Source organism: Streptomyces sp. TOM-9 (genome assembly GCF_056858595.1).
The window spans coordinates 5879616-5903601 of sequence record NZ_JBXEQB010000001.1 but is presented as its reverse complement, the minus strand read 5'-3'; the positions used below and the strand labels follow the sequence as shown (position 1 = coordinate 5903601).

The window sequence follows — 23986 nt, the reverse complement described above, 5'->3', positions numbered from 1 at the left end:
CTGATGGAGGCCGTCGACCTGCACAAGGCGTACGGCACGACCCCGGCCCTGGACGGCGCGGAGTTCGCGATACGTGCCGGGGAGGTGGTCGCCGTCATGGGGCCGTCCGGTTCCGGCAAGTCGACGTTGCTGCACTGCCTGGCCGGCATCGTCCGGCCGGACTCCGGCCAGGTGCTGTACCGGGGACGGGACCTGACCGCGATGAGCGACGCCGAGCGCAGCGCGCTGCGCCGCGGGGAGTTCGGCTTCGTCTTCCAGTTCGGCCAGCTCGTCCCGGAGCTGACCTGCGTGGAGAACGTGGCGCTGCCCCTGCGGCTGAACGGCACCCGGCGCAAGGAGGCCGAGGCGCGCGCCGGCGAGTGGCTGGCCCGGCTGGAGGTCGACGACCTGGCGGGCAAGCGTCCCGGCGAGATCTCCGGCGGCCAGGGCCAGCGGGTGGCCGTGGCCAGGGCTCTGGTCACCGGTCCGCGGGTGGTCTTCGCCGACGAGCCGACCGGCGCCCTGGACTCGCTCAACGGCGAGCGGGTGATGCGCATGCTGACCGACGCCGCCCGTGACACCGACGCCGCCGTCGTCCTCGTCACGCACGAGGCGCGGGTGGCCGCCTACTCCGACCGCGAGGTCGTCGTCCGCGACGGCAAGTCCCGCGACATGGAGAGGGTGGCATGAGCACCGACCACCCGTCCCCGAACGGCGGCACCCTCTCCGGCTGGGTCCGCGACCTGGGCCTGGGCGTCCGCTTCGCGGCGACCGGCGGCCGCGAGGGCTGGACCCGCACCCTGCTCACCGCGGTCGGCGTCGGCCTCGGCGTGGCGCTGCTGCTGGTGGCGGCCGCCGTGCCCGCCATGCTGAGCGCCCGCAACGACCGCGGCTACGACCGGGACTACTCCTGGTTCAAGGACCCGCCCCCGCGGACCGCCGCCACGGTGCTGTACGAGTCGGCCGACACCAGCTTCCACGACGACGCCATCCGGGGTCTGCTACTCAAGGCCGACGGCGACCGGCCGGTGCTGCCGCCGGGCGTCAAGACGATGCCCGCGCCCGGCGAGATGGTGGTCTCCCCCGCGCTGAAGAAGCTGCTCGACCAGCCCGGCAGCAAGCTGCTGCGGGAACGGCTGGACTACCGCGTCTCCGGCGTCATCGGCGACCAGGGCCTGCTCGGGCCCGCCGAGCTGACCTACTACGCGGGCAGCGACGAGCTGGTCGCGCGGAGCCAGGACGGGTCCACCGGAAACGCCACCCGCATCACGCACTTCGGGCGCGGCGAGGCGAAGCCCGAGCCGCTGGGCGGGGTGCTGAGCCTGCTGGTCGTCATCATCGTCGTCGTCCTGCTGATGCCGGTGGCCGTCTTCATCGGCACCGCCGTCCGCTTCGGCGGCGAACGCCGGGACCGGCGGCTGGCCGCACTGCGGCTGGTCGGCGCGGACAGCAGGATGACCCGGCGGATCGCGGCCGGCGAGGCGCTGTTCGGCTCCCTGCTCGGACTCGTCGTGGGCACCGGGATCTTCCTGTGGGTCCGGCAGTTCTCGCCCGACGTGACGTTGTACGACATCAGCCTCTTCCCGTCCGACATCACGCCCGGTCCCGGGCTGACCGCCCTGGTGATGCTGGCGGTTCCGGGGGCGGCGGTCGCGGTCACCTTGCTGGCGATGCGCGGCATCGCCATCGAACCGCTCGGAGTGGTGCGCAACGCCACCCCGCAGAAGCGGCGTCTGTGGTGGCGGCTGCTGATCCCGCTGGCCGGCCTCGCACTGCTGGCCCCGCTGTTCGGGAGCGTCTCCCAGGACAGCGAGATCAACCCCTACCAGGTGACGGCCGGCACGGTGCTGCTGCTGGTCGGTCTCACCGCCGTGCTGCCCTGGCTGGTCGAGTCGGTCGTCGGCCGCTTCCGCGGCGGCTCGCTGCCCTGGCAGCTGGCCACCCGCCGCATCCAGCTCAACAGCAGCGCCGCCGCCCGCATGGTCAGCGGCGTCACCGTCGCCGTGGCGGGGGCGATCGCCCTCCAGTCCCTCTTCATCGGGGTGCAGAACGACTTCGTCAAGGAGACCGGCGAGGACCCGGACCGCGCCCAGCTCAGCGTCTCGCCGAGCGTCGGCAGCGGGGCGGAGGCGCAGCGCGTGGAGAAGGCCTTCGCCGACACCCCGGGCATCCGCGCGGTGCTCGGCGTCGTCCAGGGCGACGCCGTCCAGGGGAACGCCCGGGCGCTGAAGTCCGAGGACGTCCGGTACGCGACCCTGGTCGTGGGCGACTGCGCGACGCTGCGCGAACTCGCCGAGGTCGGGGCCGACTGCGCCGACGGAGACGTGTTCCTGGTCTCCGACCCCGACGGCTACGGCGACATGAGCTTCGCCAAGCCCGGCGGCACGCTCGATCTGAACACGCCGGCCACGGACAAGTACACCGGCACCCCGCAGCCGTGGCGGATCCCGGCCGACGCCCGCCCGGCGAAGTCCCGTGTGGCGCCGGACGGAAGCCGGCAGTGGGGCGTGCTGGTCACCCCCGCCGCCCTGGACGTGGCGGCCCTGCGCTCGCCCGTCGTCCGGCTCATGCTGAGGACCGCCCCGGGCTCGCCGGACGCCGTCGAGCACGCCCGCAACACCGCCGCGCGCATCGATCCCGCGCTCACGGTCTACCAGTTGCGCGCGACCAGCGAGGACCGCAAGTTCGCGACCATCCGGCGCGGTCTGTTCATCGGCGCCACCGCCACCCTGGCCCTGATCGGCGCGAGCCTGCTGGTCTCCATGCTGGAGCAGTTGCGCGAGCGCAGGCGGCTGCTGGCCGTGCTGGTCGCGTTCGGCACCAGGCGTTCCGTGCTCGGTCTGTCCGTGCTCTGGCAGACCGCGCTGCCGGTCGCGCTGGGGCTCGCCCTCGCTGTCGTCGGCGGTGCGGGACTCGCCGCGGCCCTGCGGAAGATGGTGGGGCTGGGCCCCCGTGTCGACTGGGCCAGCGTGGGCGCCATGACCGGTGCCGGCGCTGGAGTGGTCATCCTGGTCACGGCGCTGAGCCTGCCGCCGCTGTGGCGGATGATGCGTCCGGACGGTCTGCGGACGGAGTGACGCCGACGGCCCGCGGCCGTCAGCGGGCGAACCGTACCGGCAGCGGCGCCAGGGCACCGCGCAGCGCGGAGGCGAAGGCCTCGAACTCCTCCGCGCGCGCGGTGCCCGCGCGCATCGCCAGCGCGATGCGCCGTGACGGCGCCGGGTCGGCGAAGTACCCCGTGGCGAGGTCCGCGCTGCGTCCGGTCTCCACCGGGACCGCCGTCCTCGGCAGCAGCGTCACCCCGAGCCCGCCGGCCACCAGCTGCACCAGCGTGGACAGCCCCGCCGCGGTCGTGGTGGCGGTCGCCCCCTCGGTGCGGCCCGCCTCCCGGCAGACGTCCAGCGCCTGGTCGCGCAGGCAGTGCCCCTCCTCCAGCAGCAGCAGGTCCAGCTGCCGCAGGGCCTCGCGGGGGATGTCCGTCCGTCCGGCCAGCCAGTGGTCGCGCGGGGTGACCAGGACGAAGTCCTCGTCGAAGAGCGGCAGTTCGGCGACGGCGGGGACACCGAGCGGTACGGCGAGCAGCAGCAGGTCCAGCCGGCCCGCCGTGAGGCCGTCCAGCAGCGAGGACGTCTGCTCCTCGTGCACCTGCAGGTCGAGCTCCGGGTACGTGTCGTGCGCCAGCCGCAGCACGGTCGGCAGCAGGTAGGGCGCCACCGTCGGGATCACCCCGAGCCGCAGCACCCCCGTGAAGGGCGCGCGCGCCGCCTCCGCCTCGTCGAGCAGGTCGCCGACCGCCCCCAGCACCACCCGCGCCCGGACCGCGACGCGCTCCCCCGCCGAGGTCAGCAGCACCCTGCGGGTCGTGCGCTCCACGAGCACCACCCCGAGCGCCTCCTCCAGCGCGGCGACCGCCCCGGACAGCGCCGGCTGGCTCGTGCCGATCGCCGCGGCCGCGTCCCTGAAGTGCAGGTGCTCGGCGACGGCCGCGAAGGCCCGCAACTGGGACAGGCTCGGCTGGCGCTGACTGCCGCGCTGACTACTGATAACCGCCTCCGATCAACGGCCTCCAGTCTAGTTGCGTACGCGATCAATGGCCGCCGGGCCGGGGCGGCGGTCCGCACCCTGTGGCGCCGGTCACTCTGCGCAGCGGCTCGCCGGAGCCTCACGCGTCGATAAGGGGTTCCGATCAATGCGCCCTGCCGGGGCGATTTCACTGATCAATGGCCTCATGGCAGGGTGAGCGGGACCCATCGAGGGACCCTGCGGCCACCCCGCGCCCCGGGTCCCGACCCTCCCTAGGAGTGCGTGTGCTCACCGTCGGTGACAAGTTCCCCACGTTCGAACTGACCGCCTGTGTGGACCTCGACCCCGAGAAGGCCTTCGCCCAGATCGACCACAAGTCGTACGAGGGCAAGTGGAAGGTCTACTTCGCGTGGCCGAAGGACTTCACCTTCGTCTGCCCGACGGAGATCGCGGCGTTCGGCAAGCTGAACGACGAGTTCGCCGACCGTGACGCGCAGATCCTCGGCTTCTCCGTCGACTCCGAGTTCGTGCACCACGCCTGGCGCAAGGACCACGACGACCTGCGCGACCTGCCCTTCCCGATGCTGTCGGACATCAAGCGCGAGCTGTGCACCGACCTCGGGATCCTCGGCGAGGACGGCGTCGCCCAGCGCGCCACCTTCATCGTCGACCCGAACAACGAGATCCAGTTCGTCATGGTGACCGCCGGTTCCGTGGGCCGTAACCCCAAGGAGGTCCTGCGGGTCCTCGACGCGCTGCAGACGGACGAGCTGTGCCCGTGCAACTGGAAGAAGGGCGACGAGACCCTCGACGTCGTCAAGTTGCTGGCCGGTGAGTGACCGTGGCGCTCGATGAGCTGAAGTCCGCACTGCCGGACTACGCCAAGGACCTCAAGCTCAACCTGGGCTCCGTGATCGGCAACTCCGAGCTCCCCCAGCAGCAGCTGTGGGGCACGGTGCTGGCCACCGCCATCGCCTCGCGCTCGGCCCTGGTGATGCGCGCGCTGGAGCCCGAGGCCCGCGAGAACCTCTCGCCGGAGGCGTACCAGGCCGCCAAGGCCGCCGCCGCCATCATGGCGATGAACAACGTCTACTACCGGACCCGGCACCTGCTGTCGGACCCGGAGTACGGCAACCTGCGGGCCGGTCTGCGGATGAACGTCATCGGCAACCCGGGCGTCGACAAGACCGACTTCGAGCTCTGGTCGCTGGCGGTCTCGGCGATCAACGGCTGCGGGATGTGCCTCGACTCGCACGAGCAGGTGCTGCGCAAGGCGGGCGTCGAGCGCGAGACGGTCCAGGAGGCATTCAAGATCGCCGCCGTCGTGCAGGCGGTCGCGGCGACCCTGGACGCCGAGGCGGTCCTCGCCGGCGCGTGACGTGTGCTCCTGCGGGCCCGGCCACCCTTCGGGGGGCCGGGCCCTTCGGCCGTCCGGTGTCGGGCCGGCCGCGGCACCGGGCGGTCACACCGTCAGACGGTCTCCCCCGGCGTGGCGTCGGGGAGTCCCCGCGCGCCGACCGGCGCCACCTCGGCGGCCGTCGCTCCGTGCGGTGCGGGCTCGTCGGCCATCGCCGCCTCCCGGGAGTGGGCCCGCAGGTAGCCGACCACGGTGTTGGTCACCGCGACCAGCGGTACGGCCACGACCGCCCCGCCGATCCCCGCGATGAGCGAACCGGCCGCCACCGACAGGATCACGCCGAGCGGGTGCACCCGCACCGCCCGGCCCAGGATGAACGGCTGCAGGATGTGGCCCTCGATCTGCTGCACCAGCAGGACCACCACCAGCACCATCAGCGCCGTGAACGGACCTTCCGTCACCAGCGCCACCACCATCGCGATGACGCCCGAGGCGACCGCGCCGACCAGCGGGACGAACGCGGCGAGGAAGATGATGACGGCCAGCGGCACCGCCATCGGCACCCCGAGGAAGAAGATGCCGATGCCGATGAAGATGGCGTCGATCAGGGCCACTATCACCGTGCCGCGCACGTAGAGGGTGAGCGTGCGCCAGGCGCGCGGCCCCGCGCCGCCGAGTCCGTCGCGGGCGTCCACGGGGAAGAGCTTGAGGAACCAGTTCCAGATGTTCCGGCCGTCGTAGAGCAGGAAGAGCGTGCTGAACATCGCCAGGAGGATGCCGGTGAGCATCTCCACGACGACGGTGACGCCCTGCAGCCCGGCGTCGGTCAGCGCCTTGGAGTTGGTGCCGATCGCCTCCTGGAGGTTCTTGGCGATCTGGTTGATCTGGTCCTCGGTCACGTGGAACGGGCTGTTGAGCAGCCAGCGCTTCAGTTCGGTGATGCCGTCCTGGAGGCTGTTGGAGAGGTTGTCGACGTTCTCCATGACCTGCCAGACCACGAACCAGCCGACCAGGCCCATCATCACGAAGCCGCCGATGAAGACGATGGCCGTGGCGAACCCGCGCGGCACCCCCAACCGCTTCAGCCGGCCCACGAAGGGCTGCAGCAGCGCGGTGATCAGCAGCGCGGCGACGAAGGAGAGGACGACCAGCTGTATGGTGCCGATCACCCGCATCAGCACCCAGACGGTGCCGGCCAGCACCAGCAGCCGCCAGCCGAGTTCGGCCGCGACCCGCATGCTCCACGGCACCCGGGCGACCGGGTCGCCGGGGCCGGAGGCGCGCGGCGGGTACCGGCGCGTGGCCTGCTCCTCCTGACGGCGGGCCTCCTCGCGGGCGCCCTCGGCCGCGGCCCGGCGCTGTTCCTCCAGCCTCCCGGCGAGCTTGGCGAGCTCCGCCGCCAGCCCGGAGCCCCATTGGCGCTTCTCCGACATCGCTTCCCCTGTCCCCCGCCCCCCGGACTGTCCGTCCGCACCACCGTACGCGCAACGAGCCCCCGATCCCTCAAGGGGTCGGGGGCTCGTCGGCGATTTGTGGATGTACGGCCTAGTACCAGTGGTTGGCCTGCCAGAACGACCAGGCACCGCAGGGACTGCCGTACCGGCTGTTCATGTAGTTGAGGCCCCACTTGATCTGGGTACCGGGGTTGGTGCGCCAGTCGGCGCCCGCGGAGGCCATCTTGGAGCCGGGCAGGGCCTGGACGAGGCCGTAGGCGCCGGAAGAGGCGTTCGTCGCGGTGTAGTTCCAGCCGCTCTCACGGGTGACGATGTTGGAGAAGCACTGGTACTGGGAGGCGTCGCCTATGAGGCCCTGGGCCATGGCCTGGACTTCGGAGACCGTGTACGAGGCCTTCACGACCAGCGCGGCGCGCTCCGCGGCGCGGGAGGCCTCCTTGGCCTTGCGGTCGGCCTCGGCCTTCTCCTCCGCCTTCTTGCGGGCGGAGGCGTCCTTGGCGGCCTGCTTGCGCGCTGCCTCCTCGGCGGCCTTCTTCGCACCGGCGTCGGCGGCGTCGGACTGCGCCTGCACCTGCTGCGTGAGGGAAGCCTGCTGGACCTGCTGCCCAGCGGGTATGTCCGCGAGGACGGTGGTCGCATCGGCGGCGGCGACGGGCTGTACGACACCCTCGCTGCCGGAGGCGACACCGACGACGGCGCCCACAGTGGTGACCGCAGTGGCCGAAGCCACCGCGAATCCCCGGACCGAGATCCGGCTCACACGGTTTCCTTCCAGCGTCGCCCGCTTGGTGACCTCGCGGACGCGATCGTGCCCCTTCGCACTGGCTTCCTGCTGCACCGGTCACAGAAGCACTGGCCCGGTGCGGCTCCCCCGACGGGGCGGGAGTCCGCTGATTCGGTTCGGGCGGCCCACGGCGAACGCTGTTCAGTTCTGAGGTTCCGTACGTTTGCGGGTACGGGTGTGCCGAGGGCGGGGGCCTGACAGAACCGACAGCCTGCCGTAGCCGGACGCGTCCACGCAATTCCCCGTTGCGTGTCAAAGCTCACACGCCACGTGGGCCACGGAAATTTCCGTTACGCATCCGTAGCCTCCGCACGCAGCGCTAGGCTGCTGCGCCCTCGCGGCGCAGCAGCCTAGCGGACCGTCCAACTCGCCTGTTACGCCCGCCCGTCCTCCAGCATCTCCGTCACGAGCGCGGCGATCGGCGAGCGCTCGGAGCGGGTCAGGGTGATGTGCGCGAACAGCGGGTGGCCCTTGAGCTTCTCGACGACGGCGACCACTCCGTCGTACCGACCCACCCTCAGGTTGTCGCGCTGGGCGACGTCATGAGTCAGGACGACCCGGGAATTCTGCCCGATACGGGACAACACGGTCAGCAGGACGTTGCGCTCCAGGGACTGCGCCTCGTCGACGATCACGAAGGCGTCGTGCAGGGAGCGGCCCCGGATGTGCGTGAGGGGCAGGACCTCCAGCATGCCGCGCGCCACGACCTCCTCGATGACCTCCTTCGACGTCACCGCGCCCAGGGTGTCGAAGACCGCCTGGGCCCACGGGCTCATCTTCTCCGCCTCGGTGCCCGGCAGGTAGCCGAGCTCCTGACCGCCCACGGCGTACAGCGGCCGGAAGACCATGACCTTCTGGTGCTGCTGACGCTCCAGCACCGCCTCCAGCCCCGCGCACAGCGCCAGCGCCGACTTGCCGGTGCCGGCCCGGCCGCCCATCGACACGATGCCGACGTCCGGGTCGAGCAGCAGGTCCAGCGCGATCCGCTGCTCGGCGCTGCGGCCGTGGATGCCGAAGGCCTCCCGGTCACCGCGCACCAGCCGGACCCGGCCGTCGGCCGTGACCCGGCCGAGCGCCTTGCCGCGGTCCGACTGCAGCACCAGACCGGTGTGCACCGGGAGCCCGGCCGCGTCGGGGACGTCGACCGTCTCCTCCTGGAAGAGGTCGTCCACCTCCTGGGCCGAGACCTGCAGCTCGTGCATCCCCGTCCACCCGGAGGTGATCGCCAGCTCGGCCCGGTACTCCTCGGCCAGCAGGCCGACGGAGGAGGCCTTGACGCGCAGCGGCAGGTCCTTGGAGACGACGGTGACGTCGTACCCCTCGGCCTGGAGGTTCCGGGCCACCGCGAGGATCCGCGAGTCGTTGTCGCCCAGGCGGAACCCCGCGGGCAGCACGCCCGGGTCCGAGTGGTTCAGCTCGACGCGCAGGGTGCCGCCCAGCTCGCCGATCGGGATGGGTGCGTCCAGCCGCCCGTACCGGATCCGGTACTCGTCGAGCAGCCGCAACGCCTGGCGGGCGAAGTAGCCGAGCTCGGGGTGGTGGCGCTTGGCTTCCAACTCGGTCACCACCACAACCGGCAGGACCACCTCGTGCTCGTCGAAGCGGAGGAGGGCATGCGGGTCGGCAAGCAGCACGCTGGTGTCGAGTACGTAAGTGCGCCGGTCGTGCTCACGGCGATTCTTGCTGGTCACCACGTGTGGACGAACCCCCTCGGAAGAGGTCGGGGTGCGACGGCGTCGCGCGGGACAGGGCCGGGACCGACCAGGAGGGCCGGACCGCGGCCCTTCGAGTCGACGCGGTCAATGCCGTCCGAGTCAAGGGTTGACAACGGCACGTCCGTGAGCAAGGGGCCTCCCGGGCGGACGGGCCAGGTGCCGTCCGCTTCTGTCCGACATCCATGGGCCGGATGTCGGTCTGACGGGTCTATTCCCTCGAAAGTGGAGCCCTATGCGACTGCATATGACAGGTGTTGGCCCGGGCCCTACCCTTGCCGCCCCGCCGCCCGATGTTCGCGCCCCCGTCGCCGGGACGTAATCCGGCCACCGCCCCTTCGGCCGTTCGCCGCAAGCCCGGTGTGGCGCATCTCTTCCCGGCAGGGCCGTTCGGGTGACCCCGGGAACCGGGGTCCGCGCTCAAGCCCCGTAGCGCCGGTGCCGCGCCGCGTAATCACGCAACGCCCGCAGGAAGTCCACCCGGCGGAACGCCGGCCAGAACACCTCGCAGAAGCAGTACTCCGAATGCGCGCTCTGCCACAACATGCTGCATCCACGCGGGGAGCCACCCCCCGCACCCCCGGGAACCGGGGTCCGCGCTCAAGCCCCGTAGCGCCGGTGCCGCGCCGCGTAATCACGCAACGCCCGCAGGAAGTCCACCCGGCGGAACGCCGGCCAGAACACCTCGCAGAAGTAGTACTCCGAATGCGCGCTCTGCCACAGCATGAAGCCCGACAGGCGCTGCTCGCCGGAGGTGCGGATGACGAGGTCGGGGTCGGGCTGGCCGCGGGTGTAGAGGTGCTCCGCGATGTGGTCGATGTCGAGGATCTCCGCGAGGTCCTCGATGGAGGTGCCGCGGCCGGCGTGCTCGTGGAGGAGGGAACGGACCGCGTCGGCGATCTCCTGGCGGCCGCCGTAGCCCACGGCGACGTTGACGAGTATGCCCTCGACGCCCTCCGTGGCCTGCTCGGCCTCCTTGAGGACGGACTGGGTACGGGCGGGCAGCAGGTCCTTCGCGCCGACGTGGTGGACGCGCCAGCGGCCGGTCGCGGCGAGCCCGCGGACCGCGTCCTCGATGATGCCGAGCAGCGGGACGAGTTCCTCCGCCGGGCGGTCCAGGTTGTCCGTGGAGAGCAGCCAGAGCGTGACGACCTCGACGCCGGTCTCCTCGGACCAGCCGAGGACCTCGGTGATCTTGTCCGCGCCGGCCCGGTGGCCCTGCTCGGTCGTCCGCGCGGCGGCCTTGGCCCAGCGGCGGTTGCCGTCGAGGATGACGCCGATGTGCTTGGGGCCCTGCGACAGGTCGAGCCGGCGCTCCACACGGTGGGCGTACAGGTCGGTCAACCTGAGACGTACCAGGTCGCGCAGATTCATTGGCGGGCCCCTCCTGCGGTCGTCACCCCTTCGCCACCCTACTGCGCCTCCCCTCGGGCCGCCGAACCGGGTGCAGGGCTGTGGACCGCCGTCGTGATAGGACCGCTTCTGTGGATATTCGTTCTCTCTACCGCGCCGCCGACGAGCGCTACGACGCGATGGCGTACCGCCGGACCGGCCGCAGCGGCCTCAAGCTCCCCGAGATCTCCCTCGGGCTCTGGCACAACTTCGGCGACGACCGCACGCTCGACTCGCAGCGCGCCATCCTGCGCCGCGCCTTCGACCTCGGCGTCACGCACTTCGACCTGGCCAACAACTACGGCCCGCCCTACGGCTCCGCCGAGAGCAACTTCGGGACCATCCTCGCCCAGGACTTCCGGCCCTACCGCGACGAACTGGTCATCTCGACCAAGGCGGGGTACGACATGTGGCCCGGCCCGTACGGCGAGTGGGGCAGCCGCAAGTACCTGCTCTCCTCGCTGGACCAGTCCCTGGACCGGATGGGCCTGGACTACGTCGACATCTTCTACTCGCACCGCTTCGACCCCGACACGCCGCTGGAGGAGACGATGGGCGCCCTCGCGTCCGCCGTCCAGCAGGGCAAGGCGCTCTACGTCGGCATCTCCTCCTACAGCGCGCAGCGCACCCGCGAGGCCGCCGCGCTGCTGCGCCAGATGGGCGTCCCGGCGCTGATCCACCAGCCCTCGTACTCCATGATCAACCGCTGGGTCGAGGACGACGGTCTCCTGGACGTCCTGGACGAGGAGGGCATGGGCTGCATCCCCTTCGTCCCCCTGGCCCAGGGCCTGCTGACGGACAAGTACCTCAACGGCATCCCCGAGGGTTCCCGGGCCGCCCAGGGCAAGTCCCTCGACCCCACCCTGATCACCGACGAGGTCGTGCGGAGGCTGCGCGGCCTCAACGGCACCGCCGCCCGGCGCGGTCAGTCGCTGGCGCAGCTCGCGCTGAGCTGGGTGCTGCGCGACAAGCGGATCACCTCGGCGCTCATCGGGGCGTCGAGCGTCGCCCAGCTGGAGGCCAACGTCGCGGCGGTGGGTGCCGCCCCGCTGACGGCCGAGGATCTCGCCGAGATCGACGAGTTCGCCCTCGAGTCGGGCGTCAACCTCTGGTCCCGCAGCAGCGACGCGTGAGGTCGGCGGGCGCCCTGGTCAGGACGGCAGCAGCGGTCCGGCCAGGGCGCCGGCCAGGATGAACGGCCCGAAGGGCAGCGGCGTACGGCGCTCGGCGCGACGGGCCGCCAGCAGCACGAGGCCCGTGACCGCGCCCAGCGCGAAGGCCGCGAAGGTGCCGGCGGCGAGCGTCCCCCACCCGTGCCAGGCGAGGACCATGCCCGCGGTGGGGGCGAGTTTGACGTCGCCGAAGCCCATGCCGTCCGGGTTGACCAGGTGCAGCACGAGGTAGAACAGCCCCAGCACGGCCGCCCCCAGCAGCGCCCGGGGCCACGAGCCCTCATGGCCCGGGAGCAGCGCGGCCGCCCCCAGCAGAGCCGCCGTCCCCGTGGCGGCGGGCAGCGTCAGCACGTCCGGGAGCCGCAGCACCGTCAGGTCGACGCGGGCCAGCAGCACTCCGAGCGGGACGAGCAGCAGCCACACCGTCAGTTCGGGCCGCGGCCCGGTGCCCGCCGCGACGGCCGCGCAGACCACGGCGGTCACCAGGGCGTAGCGCCATCCGGCGGCCGGCTTGCCGGCGTTGCGCAACGGCCCCCACCAGCCGCGCCGGCCGGCCGGGTAGGGCACGTCCGCCGGGCACCGGGTCCGCCAGGGCTGCTCGGGCGCGACGGACAGCCGGTACGCCGGACGCGGCAGGGCGAGCCCCGCGACGGTTCCCCACACGACGGCCGCGGCGATCGGATAGACATGCATCGGGCCCGACCGTACACGGGCGCACCACGCGAAGGGACGTGAGCCGCATGGGTGACCGCCGGCGCGACGGGACCGGGCTGCTGCGCCTCACCGGCGGCCGCGGCACGGACGGCGCGGGGACGCCGGACGGCACGGGGACGCCGGACGGCACGGGGATACCGCTGGAGATCGCGGCCTCCTACCGGGCCCGCACCCGGGGGCTGCTGGGCCGAACCGGCATCACCGGGGCGCTGCTGCTCACGCCCGCCGCGAGCGTGCACACCCTGGGCATGCGCTTCGCCATCGACGTCGCCTACCTCGACCGCCGCCTGCGGGTCCTCGCCGTCCGCACCATGCCGCCCGGCCGGCTGGGCCGCCCGCGGCTGCGGGCCCGTCACGTGCTGGAGGCGGAGGCCGGCGCGATGGCGGCATGGGGCCTGGTGCCGGGGACGGCGGTGACCGTGGAGGCGCAGGCGTGACCCCTGCCGCGTCCCGTCCGCTGCGGGCGGCCGTGGCGGCCTTCTAGAACCCGCCGCCGCCGAAGTCCTCGGAGTCGGAGAAGCCGGGGAAGTCGGGGGACTGTGCGCCGATGACGAGGAACAGGATCCCCGCGGCCAGGAAGATCCCCAGGAAGATCCCCAGGAAGACCAGCGTCAGCGCCAGTTGCCCGTACGGCACCCGGTAGCCGGCCGGGACGACCAGCGCGCGCTCGGGTGCCTCGGGGACGTAGGCGACCGTCAGGTGGTCGCCCTCGATCGTCGTGCCCGGCGCCCCCGGGTCCTCGAAGCGCACGTCGCGCCCGTCGGCGGTCCGGAACTCGAAGACGAAGTGCTGCCGCGAGTGGGTCGGGCCCTCACCCGTCGAGCCCACGGTCGTGTAGACCCGCACACAGCGCCCCTCGGCGCGCAGCCCGCCGTGCACGGCCCGCCGTATCCACAGCACGCGACGGCCCGCGCGTACCGCGACCACCAGCGGTACGAGCGTGATCAGTGCGGCCATCGCGACGAAGAGCACCGGTATCGCGGCTTCCATCGACATCCCCCGTCATCACGCCGGGGGCGACCGCCCCCGTTGTCGTACGGAGACACCCGGCGCGCCCGGCCGGTTCCCGCCGGGGCGGGTGCCGGAGCTCACCCGACCGGGAGCGTGGAAGGGGGCGTTGGCGGTGCCGCACCGGCACTACGCTCCCGCCATGGGCCACACCGTGCTCGCCACCCCGCTGGGCGACGTCGCCCTGCACCGCCTCGGCACCCCGGCCACCGGCACCCCGCGCACGCCCGTGCTGCTGCTGCACGCCAACCCCGGCGACAGCCGGGACTACGGAGCCGTCGCGGCCGGACTCGCCGCGGAACGCGAGGTCTTCGCCCTCGACTGGCCCGGCTACGGCCGCTCCACCGCCGCCGCCGCCCCGCACTCCGTCACCCCCGATGGACTCGCGGACGTGGCGGAGCGCGCCCTCGACGCCATCGCGCGGGGCGGCGCGCCTCGCGTCTACGTCGTCGGCAACAGCGTGGGCGGCTGGGCCGCCGTACGGCTGGCCGAGCGCCGCCCGGCGCAGGTGGCCGGGCTCGTCCTGGTCGACCCGGCCGGTTTCACCCGGCTCACCCCGGTGACCCGCTGGTTCTGCCGTGCCGTGATGGGACGTCCGTCCAGCGCCGGGCGCCTCATCGCCCCGCTGGCCCGTGCCTACCTGGGCAGGCTCCGTACGAGCAGCGCCCGCGCGACGTACGAACGCGCCCGTGGCGTCCGTGCCGACGCCGGCCGGCTCGCGGTGCACTGCGCCCTGTGGCGCGCCTTCGCCGCGCCCGGATTCGGGCTGAGCGGCGTCCTGCCGGGGATCGTCCCGCCCGTCCTGCTGCTCTGGGGCCGCCGCGATCCGCTGCTCCCCGTGCTCACCGACGGTCGCCGGGCCCGCCGTTCGCTGCCGCCCGGCGCCGCGTACGCGACCCTGCCCACGGCGCACGAGCCGTACAACGAGCGGCCGGACCTGTTCCTGGCGAGCGTGCGGCCCTTCCTGACGGAGTGAGACGCGGGGGGAAAGAAGACGGGCCGGTCCGCAGGGGGGGAGAGCGGACCGGCCCGAGGGGGGGGATTCCAAGGTACCGCGCCGGAACCGCTCTCCAGGTCCAAGGTCATGAGGGAGATGTGAAGGTTCCCTCGAAGAAGTGGCTCGATCGCCGGGCGATTAGACCGAATGGCCGCGAATGCGGCGACTCGTCCACCCACGCCACATCCGCACCGCATACGCTCCGTCACGGAAAGCACCGGACCTTTGGCCCGGAATTTAAGGGCTCTGTCGCCGCGCCTTACCCACGTGGGTGAGCCGTTCGGTTGACCGGCGGCCCGCGACGCTACGACGGACGGAACGTGATCTCCACGCGGCGGTTCTGCTTGCGGCCCGCCTCGGTGGAGTTGTCGGCGATGGGGTAGTCCTCGCTGTACCCGCGGACCTGGAACGAGTGGACGGAGTTGCCGAGCGAACCGAGCTCCTCCGCCAGGATCTTGTAGACGGCGTCGGCCCGCTTCTTGGACAGCACCTTGCCGTGCTCGTACGAGCCCAGGTCGTCCGTGAAGCCGAACACGCGGATCGGCTGCGTGACGCCCTTGGCATCGATGTCGGACGCGATGGCCTTGATCCGCGCGGTGGCCGTCGCATTCAGCTTGGCGCTGTCCCTGCCGAACAGGACGTCCGCCTGGAGGGCGTAGGTGACCGAGGAGTTCGACTCCTCGTGCCGCTCCTCGCCGTCGTCGGCCGAGGCGTCCTCGGAGGACGACGCGTCCGACACGGAGACGATGTCCAGCACCTTGGGCGGCGCCAGCGTCGCCCCCTCGGGCAGTTGCAGGTCCGGGTCGGCCGCGTCCACCTTCGTGGGCGCGGACGGGGTGGGCTGCGCCGTCGGGTCGTCGTCCGCCCGCGCGCCCGCGGCGGTGAGCGGCGTGAGCACGAGCGCGAGGCCGAGCACGGCCGCGACACCGGGACGGGCATGCGGACGGAGACGGGGCACGGCTCACCCCTCCGCGATCGTGATCTTGGCCGGGGGCATCGTCGGCAGCTGGAACTCCACCTCGGTGGTGCCTTCCGGCGGCGCCGGGAACTGCGCGAAGAGGGGCCGGGTCTCGCCCGGCTTGATCAGGGTGAGGCCCATCGTGCACAGGCACTTGCCTTCGGTGTCCCGGAGCACGTAGTAGCGCTTCTTGCCGACCGAGTCGACCAAGACGGCGCCGGCGATAGAGGCGCCGGATTTCTGGACGGCCATCTCCGGTCCCACCCAGGAACTGGCGTTGAAGATCGATGCCCCTCCGTTGGTGAGCGTGCCCTTGACGGTGACGAATCCCCCCGAGTCCCGCGTGGCTTCGTTCAGGGTGACGGTGATGTCTTTCTCACCCTTCATCTGCGCCAGGACTTGGGTCGGCTCGTCCGAGGGCGCGACACTCGACTTGTCCGAACCGCCCGGCGCGCTCGTCTTCGCGGACGGCGTAGCCGCCGTCTTGTCGTCGCCGTCACCGCCACCGCACCCTGACAGTGCCGCGGCGAGGACCACGGCGACGATTACAGCCAGGCCTTGCTTCTGGATACGCATCGGCCCCCCGTTCCTCACTCGCTGAGATGGACGGAGAAGAACTCCGCCAGGTTCAGATCGAAATCGCCGGCCGTCGGGTCCACGCGCATTTCGTCCCCATCGCAGATGAACGTGATCGCGTCACCGTCCTTGTCGTCGACAGCGCACCGGCTTTCGACGACCGCCGTGGCGGTAGCGCTCGCGTGCATCGACTCGGTGCCCGGCACGACCGATTCGCCGACCGTCCCGGAAGTGTGAAGGGCGACCGTGGCACCCCCCGGGCCGACTGCGTTGCACTCGTCGACGACCGCACTGTTCTGACCGGCGTAGTTCGCCGCCGCGCCGCAGGCGTTGCCGGGCGTCATCCCGTTCAAGGCGAGCAGATGCCGGAGCCGGTCCAGGTCTCCCGCCTCCAAGGCATCGAGGAAGGCCTCCCGAACACTGTCCCTGACCTCCCGTGCGGCCGCGAGCGCCGAGGCGTCGGCCGCGGTCTGCGCGGTATTGCGGACGGAGGCGGCCTGCCCCACGGCGAAGTAGGCAAAGGCGAGGAAGAACAGGGCGGCGACGGCGACGATGTAGAGGCCGAGCGTCTGGCCGCCGTCGCCGTCGAACCGCCGGTTCAGCCGCCGCCGACGATGTCCGCGATCTTGTCCAGGATGCCGGTCCTTATCGCATTGCCGATGTCCGTGGTCGCCAGCACACCGATGATGACCGCGATCACCACCGCGATGCCCAGGTACTCGAACGACGTCTGCCCCGAGTCGCCGCGGACGCGCATGCGCGTGCGCAGCGCGGTCAGTCGTTTCACAACCCACCTGCTCATCTTCCGTGCCCCAAACCGTAGTCACGTGACGTGCGCCGGCCGCGCCCCTTGCGTCGGCCGGGGTCTGGCTATCGTCGCGGGCGGCTGCGGTGCCGGTGAGGTCCACGGCGCACCGCCTCCCCTCGGGTCAACCCGCCGCGATCCGTGCCTGATTGCAGGTGCAAATGTGGTTGCGGCTGCAAATGTACACCGCGACCGTGGGCTCCGCACCCAATATGGCGGCTCCGGTCACTACCCACCACCCGAACCGAACATGCGTTCACAACCCTGTCACCCCCATCACCCCAGCAGGTCACCGAAGTTGATGCGCGACCCGAGGATCGTGCCCGTCATCAGCAGGATCATCGTCGCGGGGACGAGGAGCGTGGTGATCACACCCGTCGCGCGCGGCACGGTGCGGGCCGCGCGGCGGCGGGCGTTCTGGGCCTCGGTGCGCCGCATGTCCGTGGCGATCTGGAGCAGCGTGCGGGCGATGGGCGCGCCCAGTTCCTCGCCCTGCTGCAGGGCCGTGACGAACTGCCCGACCTGCTCGCTGCCGTTGCGCCTGCGCAGCTGGTCGAAGGCGTCACGGCGGCTGACGCCGACGTCCATCTGGCGCAGGGCGATCCGGATCTCGTCGCTCCAGGAGCCCTTGTAGACGGAGGCGACGCGTTCGAGGGCCTGGCGGAAGCCGAGGCCGGCGCTCACCACCACCGCGAGGACGTCGAGGAAGTCCGGGAGCGTGCGCTCGATCTCGTCGCGGCGCCTGCGGATGGCGAGCCGGATGCCGAGGTCGGTCCAGCCCAGGCCGTAGGCGACCATCAGGAGGGCGGCGAACCAGTGGCCCGCCCGCAGCAGCACCAGGGCCGCGAGGCCGCCGAGGGCGCCGTAGACGGCGCGGCGGGCGGCGTAGCGGTCGACGGTGAGGCCGTAGGGGTGGCCCGCGTGGTCGATGCGGGTGCGGATCCGGTTGACCCGGGCGGGGCCCATGAGGCGCAGCACCAGGGGCGCCCAGCGCATCCCGAGGCGGTCGACGGCGTTACCGACCTTGGTGGTGCGGGTCCGGCCCACCTCCAGGGCCAGTTGGAGGTCGCTGGGCAGCTTGACCTCGGAACGGTAGAGGCCGATGCCGTAGCAGACGCCCACCACTCCCAGGGCGGCGACGGCGGCCAGCACGACGGTGATCACAGGTCCCCCGCCCCCCTCACACGTCGATCCGCGACATGCGGCGGATGAGCGCGAAGCCGACGACGTACAGGCCGAGCGCCACGAGCACGGCGATCCGTCCGGCCCCGGAGCCGGTCATCGCGCTCAGCGAGCCCGGCATGATCCGGTCGAGCAGCAGCAGCGAGCCGACGCCGATGACGGGAACGGCGTACGCGGTGACCGTGACCTGCGACATCTGGGTGCGGATCTCGCGCCGGGTCTCCTTGCGCTCCTCCAGGGTCACGGTCAGGTTCCGCAGCGATTCCACCACCGAGCCGCCGGCCCGGGCCGACAGGACGAGCGTGGAGACCAGCACCACCAGTTCCCGGCTGGGCAGCCGCTCCTGCAGTTCGGCCATGGCGTCCTCGATGGAGTGCCCGAGCGTCATGGCGTCGGCGACCTTCCGCAGTTCCTCACCGGCCGGGGCCTCCAGTTCCTCCGCCGCCATGCCGACGGCGGTGCGCAGGGCGAGCCCGGCCTGGGTGGCGTTGGCCAGGACGCGGGCGAGTTCGGGCAGCTGGGCGATGAAGCGCTCGGTGCGCACCCGTCGTCGCCAGCCGAGGAAGGAGCTGACCGCCCAGGCCGCCAGGAGCGCGGCGATCGGTCCGAAGAAGGGGGCCAGCACGATGTCGGCGACCAGCCAGGCGCCGCCGACGACCGCGAGGGCGGCCGCGGTGAACTGCCCGGGCGTCAGGTCGGTGCCGGTGGCGGCGAGCCGCGCGGCCAGCCGGCGGCCCCAGGCGGTCCGCCGGACCCGCAGGTCCAGCCCGGCGAAGGGCACGGCGCGCCGTTCGGCGGCCGGCACGTCGGCCAGCCGGTCCACCAGCGCGGCGCGGTCGGCTCGCCCGCCGCTCCAGGCGTGCAGGCCCCAGACGCCCAGCACCAGCGCGAGGCCGGTCACGCCGAGCACGGCCAGGGCCATCGTCGGCGTGTTCACTTCGCCTCCCTGCTCGACAGCTCCAGCTCGGTCTCGCCGACCCCGAAGGCCGCCGGCACGGACTCGCCCGCCAGGTGGAAGCGTTCGGCCAGTTGGCGCGGTACGGGCTGATGGTGGAACCAGCCCCGTACGATCCGGTCGGGCCCCATCGGCTCGGCGCGGAAGCGGGTCGCGGTGGTCAGCCGGAAGGTGTCGCGTCCCCGTGAGGACAGCACGGCGATCTCGGCGATCCGGCGGGTGCCGTCGACGTCCCGGCGCAGCTGGACGATGACGTCGACGGCGCTGTTGATCTGGTCGCGCAGCGCCTCGAAGGGGATCTTCACCTCCGACATCGAGGCCAGCGTCTGCAGCCTGAGCACCGCGTCCTCGGCCGAGTTGGCGTGCACCGTGGCCAACGAGCCGTCGTGGCCGGTGGACATGGCCTGCAGCATGTCGAGGGTCTCGCCGCCGCGGACCTCACCGACGATGATCCGGTCGGGGCGCATGCGCAGCGAGTTCCGCACGAGGTCGCGGATGGTGATCCGGCCCTGGCCCTCGACGTTGGGCGGCCGGCTCTCCAGGCGTACGACGTGCTCCTGCTGGAGCTGGAGTTCGGCGGCGTCCTCGACGGTGATGATCCGCTCGCCGTCCGGGATGAGCCCGGACAGCGAGTTGAGCAGGGTGGTCTTGCCCGAGCCGGTGCCGCCGCTGACGATGATGTTGAACTTGGCCCGCACGAGGGCGGAGAGCAGCATCAGCATGTGCTCGTCGAGGGTGCCGAGGCCGATCAGCTCGTGCAGGGCGTACGCGCGGGGGAAGCGGCGGATGGTGAGGACGGGGCCGGTCAGCGACAGCGGCGGGATGATGACGTTGACGCGCTCGCCGGAGGGCAGCCGGGCGTCCACCATCGGATTGGACTCGTCCACCCGGCGGTTGACGGTCGACACGATCCGCTCGATGGTCTGCAGGAGTTGCTCGGGGCTGCTGAACCGGGCGGCGACGGGTTCCACCCGGCCGGCCCGCTCGATGTAGATGCGGTCCGGGCCGTTGACCATGATCTCGGTGATGGAGGCGTCCTCCAGCAGCGGTTCGAGGATGCCCAGGCCCAGGGCCTCGTCCACGACCCGGCGGATGATGCCGGTGCGCTCCTTGGTGGAGAGCACCGGTCCCTCGCGGCTGATGATGTGGCCGAGGACACGTTCCAGGCGCACCCGGCGCTCGGCGGCGGCGAGCGCCGACATCTCGGCGAGGTCGATCTCCTGGAGGAGCTTGGCCCGGTAGACGGCGACGAGGTGGCCCTCCTGCGTCTGCGGGGCGGTGTCGTCGTTCGCGGCGATGCGGTCGCGCAGGCTCATTCGTCGGCCCCTTCGTCGTCCTCCCTGGGCATCGTGGCGGTCCGGGTGACGGAGCCCGGGCTGAGGCCCGGAAGCACCGACGGGATCTCCACGGTCGCCGTCGCCTGCACGGAGTCCCCCGTGTCGCCGGTGGTGCTGACCTGCGTACCGTCCTGCAGCCAGGAGCTCACCGCCTCCGTGCCCGCGACGGGGCCGCTCACGGGAGGGTCGTGCAGCGCGGCCATGCGCGCGGCGGCGCGGGCGGCCGTGCCGGCCTGGGCCGCGGTGTAGGCGGCGAGGCCCAGTTGCACGCCCGCGAGGGCGATCAGCAGCAGGATCGGCAGCATCCCCAGGAACTCCAGGGAGGCGCTGCCCCGGTCGCGCCGGCGGCGGGTCCGGGCCGTCACGGCGTGCCCGCCTCTTCGTCGACGGCCGAGGCGTGGCCGTGGACGGTCAGCGGGAAGTCGATCGCGCCCGGGAAGAGGACCGGGACCCGCAGGCCCACGGTGACCCCGACCATGCCGTCGGTGTGCGTGGTGCCGAAGTCCTCGATCTGCCACGCGCCGGGCAGGTCGTCGGCCGCCGCCGCCTGGGCGTCCTTCCCCACCGCCGCCGCGCGGGCGGCCTGGTCGGCGGCGTGGCCGGCGAGGGTGAAGGTGTACCCGGTCAGCACCGCCTGCCAGACCAGGACGAGCACCAGCAGGATCAGCGGTGTCATGCCCAGGGTCTCCAGGGTGACCTGGCCCTGTTCGCCGCGTCCGCGGCGGCTCCTGCGGGGCGGCACCGCGTGCCCGGGCCCGCAGACGCCGATCTCCGCGGCGAGCGTCCACACGCCCTGCTTGACGGTGGAGCGGTTGTCGAGGTCCTGGAGCCGTCCCGAGTCCACGACCGCCTGCAGTTCCCGGAAGGCGGCGGGGACCACGGCGGAGGCGATCCGGGTGCCGGTGATGCGGGCGATCAGCGAGGGCTGGATCTCGCTGCCCCGGGTGTAGCGGTTGACGGTGGCGACGACGTCCTGGGGCTTGCGGATCTGCAGCCGGTCCCACATGCGCACCATGCGCTTGGCGGCGCGCACGGCGACCACGTCGGGCGTGGTCACCAGCAGGGCGGTGTCCGCGGTCTCGACGGCGACGGCGTTGGCGCCGGTCATCTGGGTGCCGCAGTCGACGACCACGACCTCGTACCGCTGCCGGAGGGCGTGCAGCACGTGCCGGGCGGCACGGTCGGTGACCTCCTCACCGCGTTCGCCCTCGCCGGGGGCGAGCAGCAGCGCGGGCCCGGCCTCGTGGACGTACATGGCGTCCTGCAGTACGCGGGTGGTCACGTCGGCGATGTCCGCGAGGTCGGCGACGGAGCGGCGGAACTGGACGTCGAGGTAGGAGGCGATGTCGCCGCCCTGGAGGTCGAGGTCGACCAGGGCGGTGGACTTCCCGGCGGCCTGCGCGGCGAGGGCGAGCTGGACGGCGACGACGGTGGTGCCGACCCCGCCCTTGGCTCCGGCCACGGCGACCAGCCTGCCCCCGGGGACGGCGGGCAGCGCGGGCTGCTGGGGGCTGAGGTGGCGCCGTACGCCGGCCGCCCAGGCGGCCGCCGCCTCGACGCGGGCACCGAGTTCGTCGTACGACAGGGGCACCCCGGCGACACCGCGCGCGCCGGCGTCCATGGCGCCGGACAGGACGGCCGGGCTCGGGTCGGCGGTGAGCAGGATGACGCCGACCGCGGGGAAGCGCAGCGCGATCTCGCGGATGACCTCGAGCGCGGGCACCGGGGTGATGCGGTCGTGGACGACGACGACCTCGGGCAGTTCGTCGACCCCGGTCCCGGCGGCGCGGGCGAGGACGTCCAGCAGTGAGGTGGAGTCCGGCAGCGCGGGCCCGGGTTCGGCTCCCGGCAGCTGGTGGAGGACCCCGGTCAGGGCGCGGGCGGTGTCGGGGTCGGGGGTGCCCGACAGGATGCGGACGCCGGTCACGAGGCGGCTCCGTCGCCGGCGAGGGTGTAGGTGCGGTCCCGTTCGGAGGGGGCGGTCGCGTCCCCCGGGGCGACGAGGGCGAGGCGTACGTGCCGGGCGAAGGACTCGGCGAAGGCGACCCGCTGGGCGTCGGCGGCGCCGAGGGCGAAGGTGATGGGGACTCCCTGGCTGCTGACCCGGCGGTTGTCGCCGCCGGTGTCGAAGGCCTTGATCTGGCCGACGTCGATGACCCGGGCGCCCGCGACGATGATCTTCGAGACCTCCGGGTCGGTGTCCCTGCGCGGGGCGAAGGTGGCGAAGATGTTGACCCTCGCCCCCGGGGTGATCTTCCCGGCGACGCCGGTCTCCGCGTCGATCATGATCGCGATCTCCATCTGCCCGGCCCGCAGCGCGGGCCGCTCGGCGACCATGTCCGTCTGCAGCAGGGAGCCGCGGTGCAGGGGGACGGCGGCTATCTTGCCGTCCAGCCGGCCGACGTCGCGGACGGCGGTGACGGGCAGCCAGCGCTCGGGTATCCGGACCTCCCGCAGCTGGGCGCGGCCGACCGCCTCGTACGCGGGCACGTCCGCGGCCAGCCGGTACGCGGTCACCTTCGGCCCGACCTGGGAGCGGGCGTCCTCGATGACGGTGACGACGCCGGCAAAGGCGGCGAGCGCGCACAGCGCGGAGACCACGAGGAGGACGACGCCGCGACGCTGACGTGAGTTCATAGAGGTGGGGCCCTATCGCTCAAGTGCCGACTGCTGGTGGGGGGAGACCTGGGGGGTGGGCGACGCCCTGGGCGCCAGGGAGGGCGCGCGGGGTCCCGAGTGCACGACCTGGCGCGGCCGCTCCGGGGGCCGGATGCGCTGCTGCCCGTCCACCGTGGCCGAGCAGAACAGGCAGCGGTCGCCGATGACCGCCAGGCCGCACCAGCCGCAGGTGTCCCGGCGGACCGAGGTGACCAGCTGGTAGAGCACGCCGACGTCGGCGATGTAGGCGGTGAACTCGACCAGCCTGCCGGTCCCCCACCAGCGCGCGGAGTCCGCCGGCAGCGGCACCTCCCGTACGTGCTGGCTCCGCCAGGCGCGGGCCAGCGGCCCGGTGACCCAGCCGGCGTCGACGCCGTGGCCGTGCGCGACGGCGAGCTGGGTGAGGAACGCGGGCCCGGCCGGCACGGCGTCGGGGCGCGCCTCGGACAGGTGCGGTTCGGGGTGGGCGAGGACGGCGAAGTGGCGCCCGGGCACCAGGGACTTCAGATGGGCGCCGACGGGCACGTCCACCCGGTCGAGCCGGGAGACCGAACCGAGCAGGGCACCGGAGTGGAGGTAGTGCGACAGCAGCCGGGCGGCCCCGGCGAGCACACCGGGCCCGAGGTCGGTGGCGGCGAGCTGGCGCAGCTGCTCGGCCAGGAGCAGGGCGGCCAGCGGTGGCAGGTCGACCGGGACGATCGCCACCCGGTCCGCCTCGAGGGCCGCGCGCACGGTGTGGACGCGGCGGCGCAACGGGTCGGTGGACTCCGGCGGGACGAGCACGACGAGGTGGCCGTGGGCCTCCAGGGCGGCGGCGGTGCGCATCACGTGCTGCTCCAGCGGGAGCGCGAGGTCGTCCGCCGTGACCGCTATGACGCTCGACACCCGCGACCTCCCGGAACTCCCGCCCAGTCCCTGCCCGG

Annotated in this window: 26 protein-coding genes; 7 read left to right on the top strand and 19 right to left on the bottom strand. The window is 72.6% G+C overall.

From position 1 onward, the window contains the following. Nucleotides 1–3: 3 nt before the first annotated feature. Both AC1VWI_RS27670 and AC1VWI_RS27665 read left to right on the top strand, forming a co-directional pair. Nucleotides 4–669, top strand: a complete 666-nt coding sequence (locus AC1VWI_RS27670) for an ABC transporter ATP-binding protein (RefSeq protein WP_499516930.1) — start codon at nt 4–6, stop codon at nt 667–669. Further along, the gene (locus tag AC1VWI_RS27665) at nt 666–3056 is read left to right on the top strand and encodes an FtsX-like permease family protein (RefSeq protein ID WP_499513710.1); all 2391 of its coding nucleotides are present in this window, start codon (nt 666–668) and stop codon (nt 3054–3056) included. The genes AC1VWI_RS27670 and AC1VWI_RS27665 overlap by 4 nt, the downstream gene beginning before the upstream one ends. 19 nt (nt 3057–3075) lie before the next feature. On the opposite strand, the gene AC1VWI_RS27660 is transcribed toward AC1VWI_RS27665, so the two are convergent. Then, complete coding sequence (locus AC1VWI_RS27660) at nt 3076–3978, bottom strand: hydrogen peroxide-inducible genes activator (protein WP_499513709.1); 903 nt, start codon at nt 3976–3978, stop codon at nt 3076–3078. A gap of 308 nt (nt 3979–4286) precedes the next feature. Between AC1VWI_RS27660 and AC1VWI_RS27655 the strand changes: the two genes are divergently transcribed. Both AC1VWI_RS27655 and AC1VWI_RS27650 read left to right on the top strand, forming a co-directional pair. Next, on the top strand, nt 4287–4841 hold the full coding sequence (locus AC1VWI_RS27655) for a peroxiredoxin (protein ID WP_361809491.1): 555 nt from the start codon (nt 4287–4289) through the stop codon (nt 4839–4841). 2 nt (nt 4842–4843) lie between these two features. Next, entirely contained in the window at nt 4844–5380 is a 537-nt protein-coding gene (locus AC1VWI_RS27650) for an alkyl hydroperoxide reductase (protein ID WP_499513708.1), read from the top strand. 92 nt (nt 5381–5472) lie between these two features. On the opposite strand, the gene AC1VWI_RS27645 is transcribed toward AC1VWI_RS27650, so the two are convergent. The 5 genes from AC1VWI_RS27645 to AC1VWI_RS27625 all read right to left on the bottom strand — a co-directional run bounded on the left by AC1VWI_RS27645 (nt 5473) and on the right by AC1VWI_RS27625 (nt 10683). Next, nucleotides 5473–6792, bottom strand: a complete 1320-nt coding sequence (locus AC1VWI_RS27645; RefSeq protein ID WP_499513707.1) for an AI-2E family transporter — start codon at nt 6790–6792, stop codon at nt 5473–5475. Nucleotides 6793–6904: 112 nt separating this feature from the next. Continuing rightward, a complete protein-coding gene (locus AC1VWI_RS27640) occupies nt 6905–7573 on the bottom strand; it encodes an aggregation-promoting factor C-terminal-like domain-containing protein (RefSeq protein ID WP_499513706.1) in 669 nt (222 codons plus the stop codon). A gap of 398 nt (nt 7574–7971) precedes the next feature. Further along, a complete protein-coding gene (gene phoH2, locus AC1VWI_RS27635; RefSeq protein WP_499513705.1) occupies nt 7972–9291 on the bottom strand; it encodes an RNA 5'-3' helicase PhoH2 in 1320 nt (439 codons plus the stop codon). Nucleotides 9292–9729: 438 nt separating this feature from the next. After that, nucleotides 9730–9855, bottom strand: a complete 126-nt coding sequence (locus AC1VWI_RS27630) for an undecaprenyl diphosphate synthase family protein (protein WP_499513704.1) — start codon at nt 9853–9855, stop codon at nt 9730–9732. Nucleotides 9856–9909: 54 nt separating this feature from the next. Next, nucleotides 9910–10683 carry an isoprenyl transferase gene (locus AC1VWI_RS27625; RefSeq protein ID WP_499513703.1) on the bottom strand — a complete coding sequence of 258 codons (774 nt, stop codon included), beginning with the start codon at nt 10681–10683 and terminating at the stop codon, nt 9910–9912. A gap of 110 nt (nt 10684–10793) precedes the next feature. On the opposite strand from AC1VWI_RS27625, the gene mgrA reads away from it, so the two are divergent. After that, nucleotides 10794–11834, top strand: a complete 1041-nt coding sequence (mgrA, locus tag AC1VWI_RS27620) for an L-glyceraldehyde 3-phosphate reductase (RefSeq protein WP_499513702.1) — start codon at nt 10794–10796, stop codon at nt 11832–11834. An 18-nt stretch (nt 11835–11852) separates the two neighbouring features. Here mgrA and AC1VWI_RS27615 read toward each other — a convergent pair whose 3' ends face one another. After that, complete coding sequence (locus AC1VWI_RS27615; RefSeq protein WP_499513701.1) at nt 11853–12566, bottom strand: prepilin peptidase; 714 nt, start codon at nt 12564–12566, stop codon at nt 11853–11855. A gap of 47 nt (nt 12567–12613) precedes the next feature. Here AC1VWI_RS27615 and AC1VWI_RS27610 point away from each other — a divergent pair, with 47 nt between their 5' ends. Further along, the gene (locus AC1VWI_RS27610) at nt 12614–13024 is read left to right on the top strand and encodes a DUF192 domain-containing protein (RefSeq protein WP_499513700.1); all 411 of its coding nucleotides are present in this window, start codon (nt 12614–12616) and stop codon (nt 13022–13024) included. A 43-nt stretch (nt 13025–13067) separates the two neighbouring features. Here the strand turns inward: AC1VWI_RS27610 and AC1VWI_RS27605 are convergent, their stop codons facing one another. Further along, the gene (locus tag AC1VWI_RS27605) at nt 13068–13583 is read right to left on the bottom strand and encodes a DUF3592 domain-containing protein (RefSeq protein ID WP_499513699.1); all 516 of its coding nucleotides are present in this window, start codon (nt 13581–13583) and stop codon (nt 13068–13070) included. Between the two features lie 154 nt (nt 13584–13737). Between AC1VWI_RS27605 and AC1VWI_RS27600 the strand changes: the two genes are divergently transcribed. Continuing rightward, nucleotides 13738–14571, top strand: coding sequence for an alpha/beta fold hydrolase (locus tag AC1VWI_RS27600; protein ID WP_499513698.1), 834 nt, complete (start codon nt 13738–13740; stop codon nt 14569–14571). Nucleotides 14572–14896: 325 nt separating this feature from the next. Here the strand turns inward: AC1VWI_RS27600 and AC1VWI_RS27595 are convergent, their stop codons facing one another. The 11 genes from AC1VWI_RS27595 to AC1VWI_RS27545 form a co-directional block, all read right to left on the bottom strand. Then, nucleotides 14897–15550, bottom strand: a complete 654-nt coding sequence (locus AC1VWI_RS27595) for an OmpA family protein (RefSeq protein WP_499513697.1) — start codon at nt 15548–15550, stop codon at nt 14897–14899. Nucleotides 15551–15553: 3 nt separating this feature from the next. Next, nucleotides 15554–16126, bottom strand: coding sequence for a hypothetical protein (locus AC1VWI_RS27590; RefSeq protein ID WP_499513696.1), 573 nt, complete (start codon nt 16124–16126; stop codon nt 15554–15556). A 14-nt stretch (nt 16127–16140) separates the two neighbouring features. Further along, nucleotides 16141–16728 (bottom strand): pilus assembly protein TadG-related protein, encoded by a 588-nt coding sequence (locus AC1VWI_RS27585; RefSeq protein ID WP_499516929.1) that lies wholly within the window; start codon nt 16726–16728, stop codon nt 16141–16143. Beyond that, nucleotides 16725–16928 (bottom strand): hypothetical protein, encoded by a 204-nt coding sequence (locus tag AC1VWI_RS27580; protein WP_499513695.1) that lies wholly within the window; start codon nt 16926–16928, stop codon nt 16725–16727. Before AC1VWI_RS27580 ends, AC1VWI_RS27585 begins: the two co-directional genes overlap by 4 nt. Nucleotides 16929–17207: 279 nt before the next feature. Further along, nucleotides 17208–18092 (bottom strand): DUF5936 domain-containing protein, encoded by an 885-nt coding sequence (locus AC1VWI_RS27575; protein WP_499516928.1) that lies wholly within the window; start codon nt 18090–18092, stop codon nt 17208–17210. A gap of 19 nt (nt 18093–18111) precedes the next feature. Further along, nucleotides 18112–19050 carry a type II secretion system F family protein gene (locus AC1VWI_RS27570; protein WP_499513694.1) on the bottom strand — a complete coding sequence of 313 codons (939 nt, stop codon included), beginning with the start codon at nt 19048–19050 and terminating at the stop codon, nt 18112–18114. Further along, complete coding sequence (locus AC1VWI_RS27565) at nt 19047–20384, bottom strand: TadA family conjugal transfer-associated ATPase (RefSeq protein ID WP_499513693.1); 1338 nt, start codon at nt 20382–20384, stop codon at nt 19047–19049. Before AC1VWI_RS27565 ends, AC1VWI_RS27570 begins: the two co-directional genes overlap by 4 nt. Further along, the gene (locus AC1VWI_RS27560) at nt 20381–20770 is read right to left on the bottom strand and encodes a TadE/TadG family type IV pilus assembly protein (RefSeq protein WP_499513692.1); all 390 of its coding nucleotides are present in this window, start codon (nt 20768–20770) and stop codon (nt 20381–20383) included. The genes AC1VWI_RS27565 and AC1VWI_RS27560 overlap by 4 nt, the downstream gene beginning before the upstream one ends. Next, nucleotides 20767–22332, bottom strand: a complete 1566-nt coding sequence (locus tag AC1VWI_RS27555; RefSeq protein WP_499513691.1) for a CpaE/TadZ family protein — start codon at nt 22330–22332, stop codon at nt 20767–20769. The genes AC1VWI_RS27560 and AC1VWI_RS27555 overlap by 4 nt, the downstream gene beginning before the upstream one ends. Beyond that, nucleotides 22329–23042 (bottom strand): Flp pilus assembly protein CpaB, encoded by a 714-nt coding sequence (cpaB, locus tag AC1VWI_RS27550; protein ID WP_499513690.1) that lies wholly within the window; start codon nt 23040–23042, stop codon nt 22329–22331. Before cpaB ends, AC1VWI_RS27555 begins: the two co-directional genes overlap by 4 nt. A 12-nt stretch (nt 23043–23054) precedes the next feature. Then, nucleotides 23055–23948 (bottom strand): hypothetical protein, encoded by an 894-nt coding sequence (locus AC1VWI_RS27545; protein WP_499513689.1) that lies wholly within the window; start codon nt 23946–23948, stop codon nt 23055–23057. Nucleotides 23949–23986 lie beyond the last annotated feature (38 nt).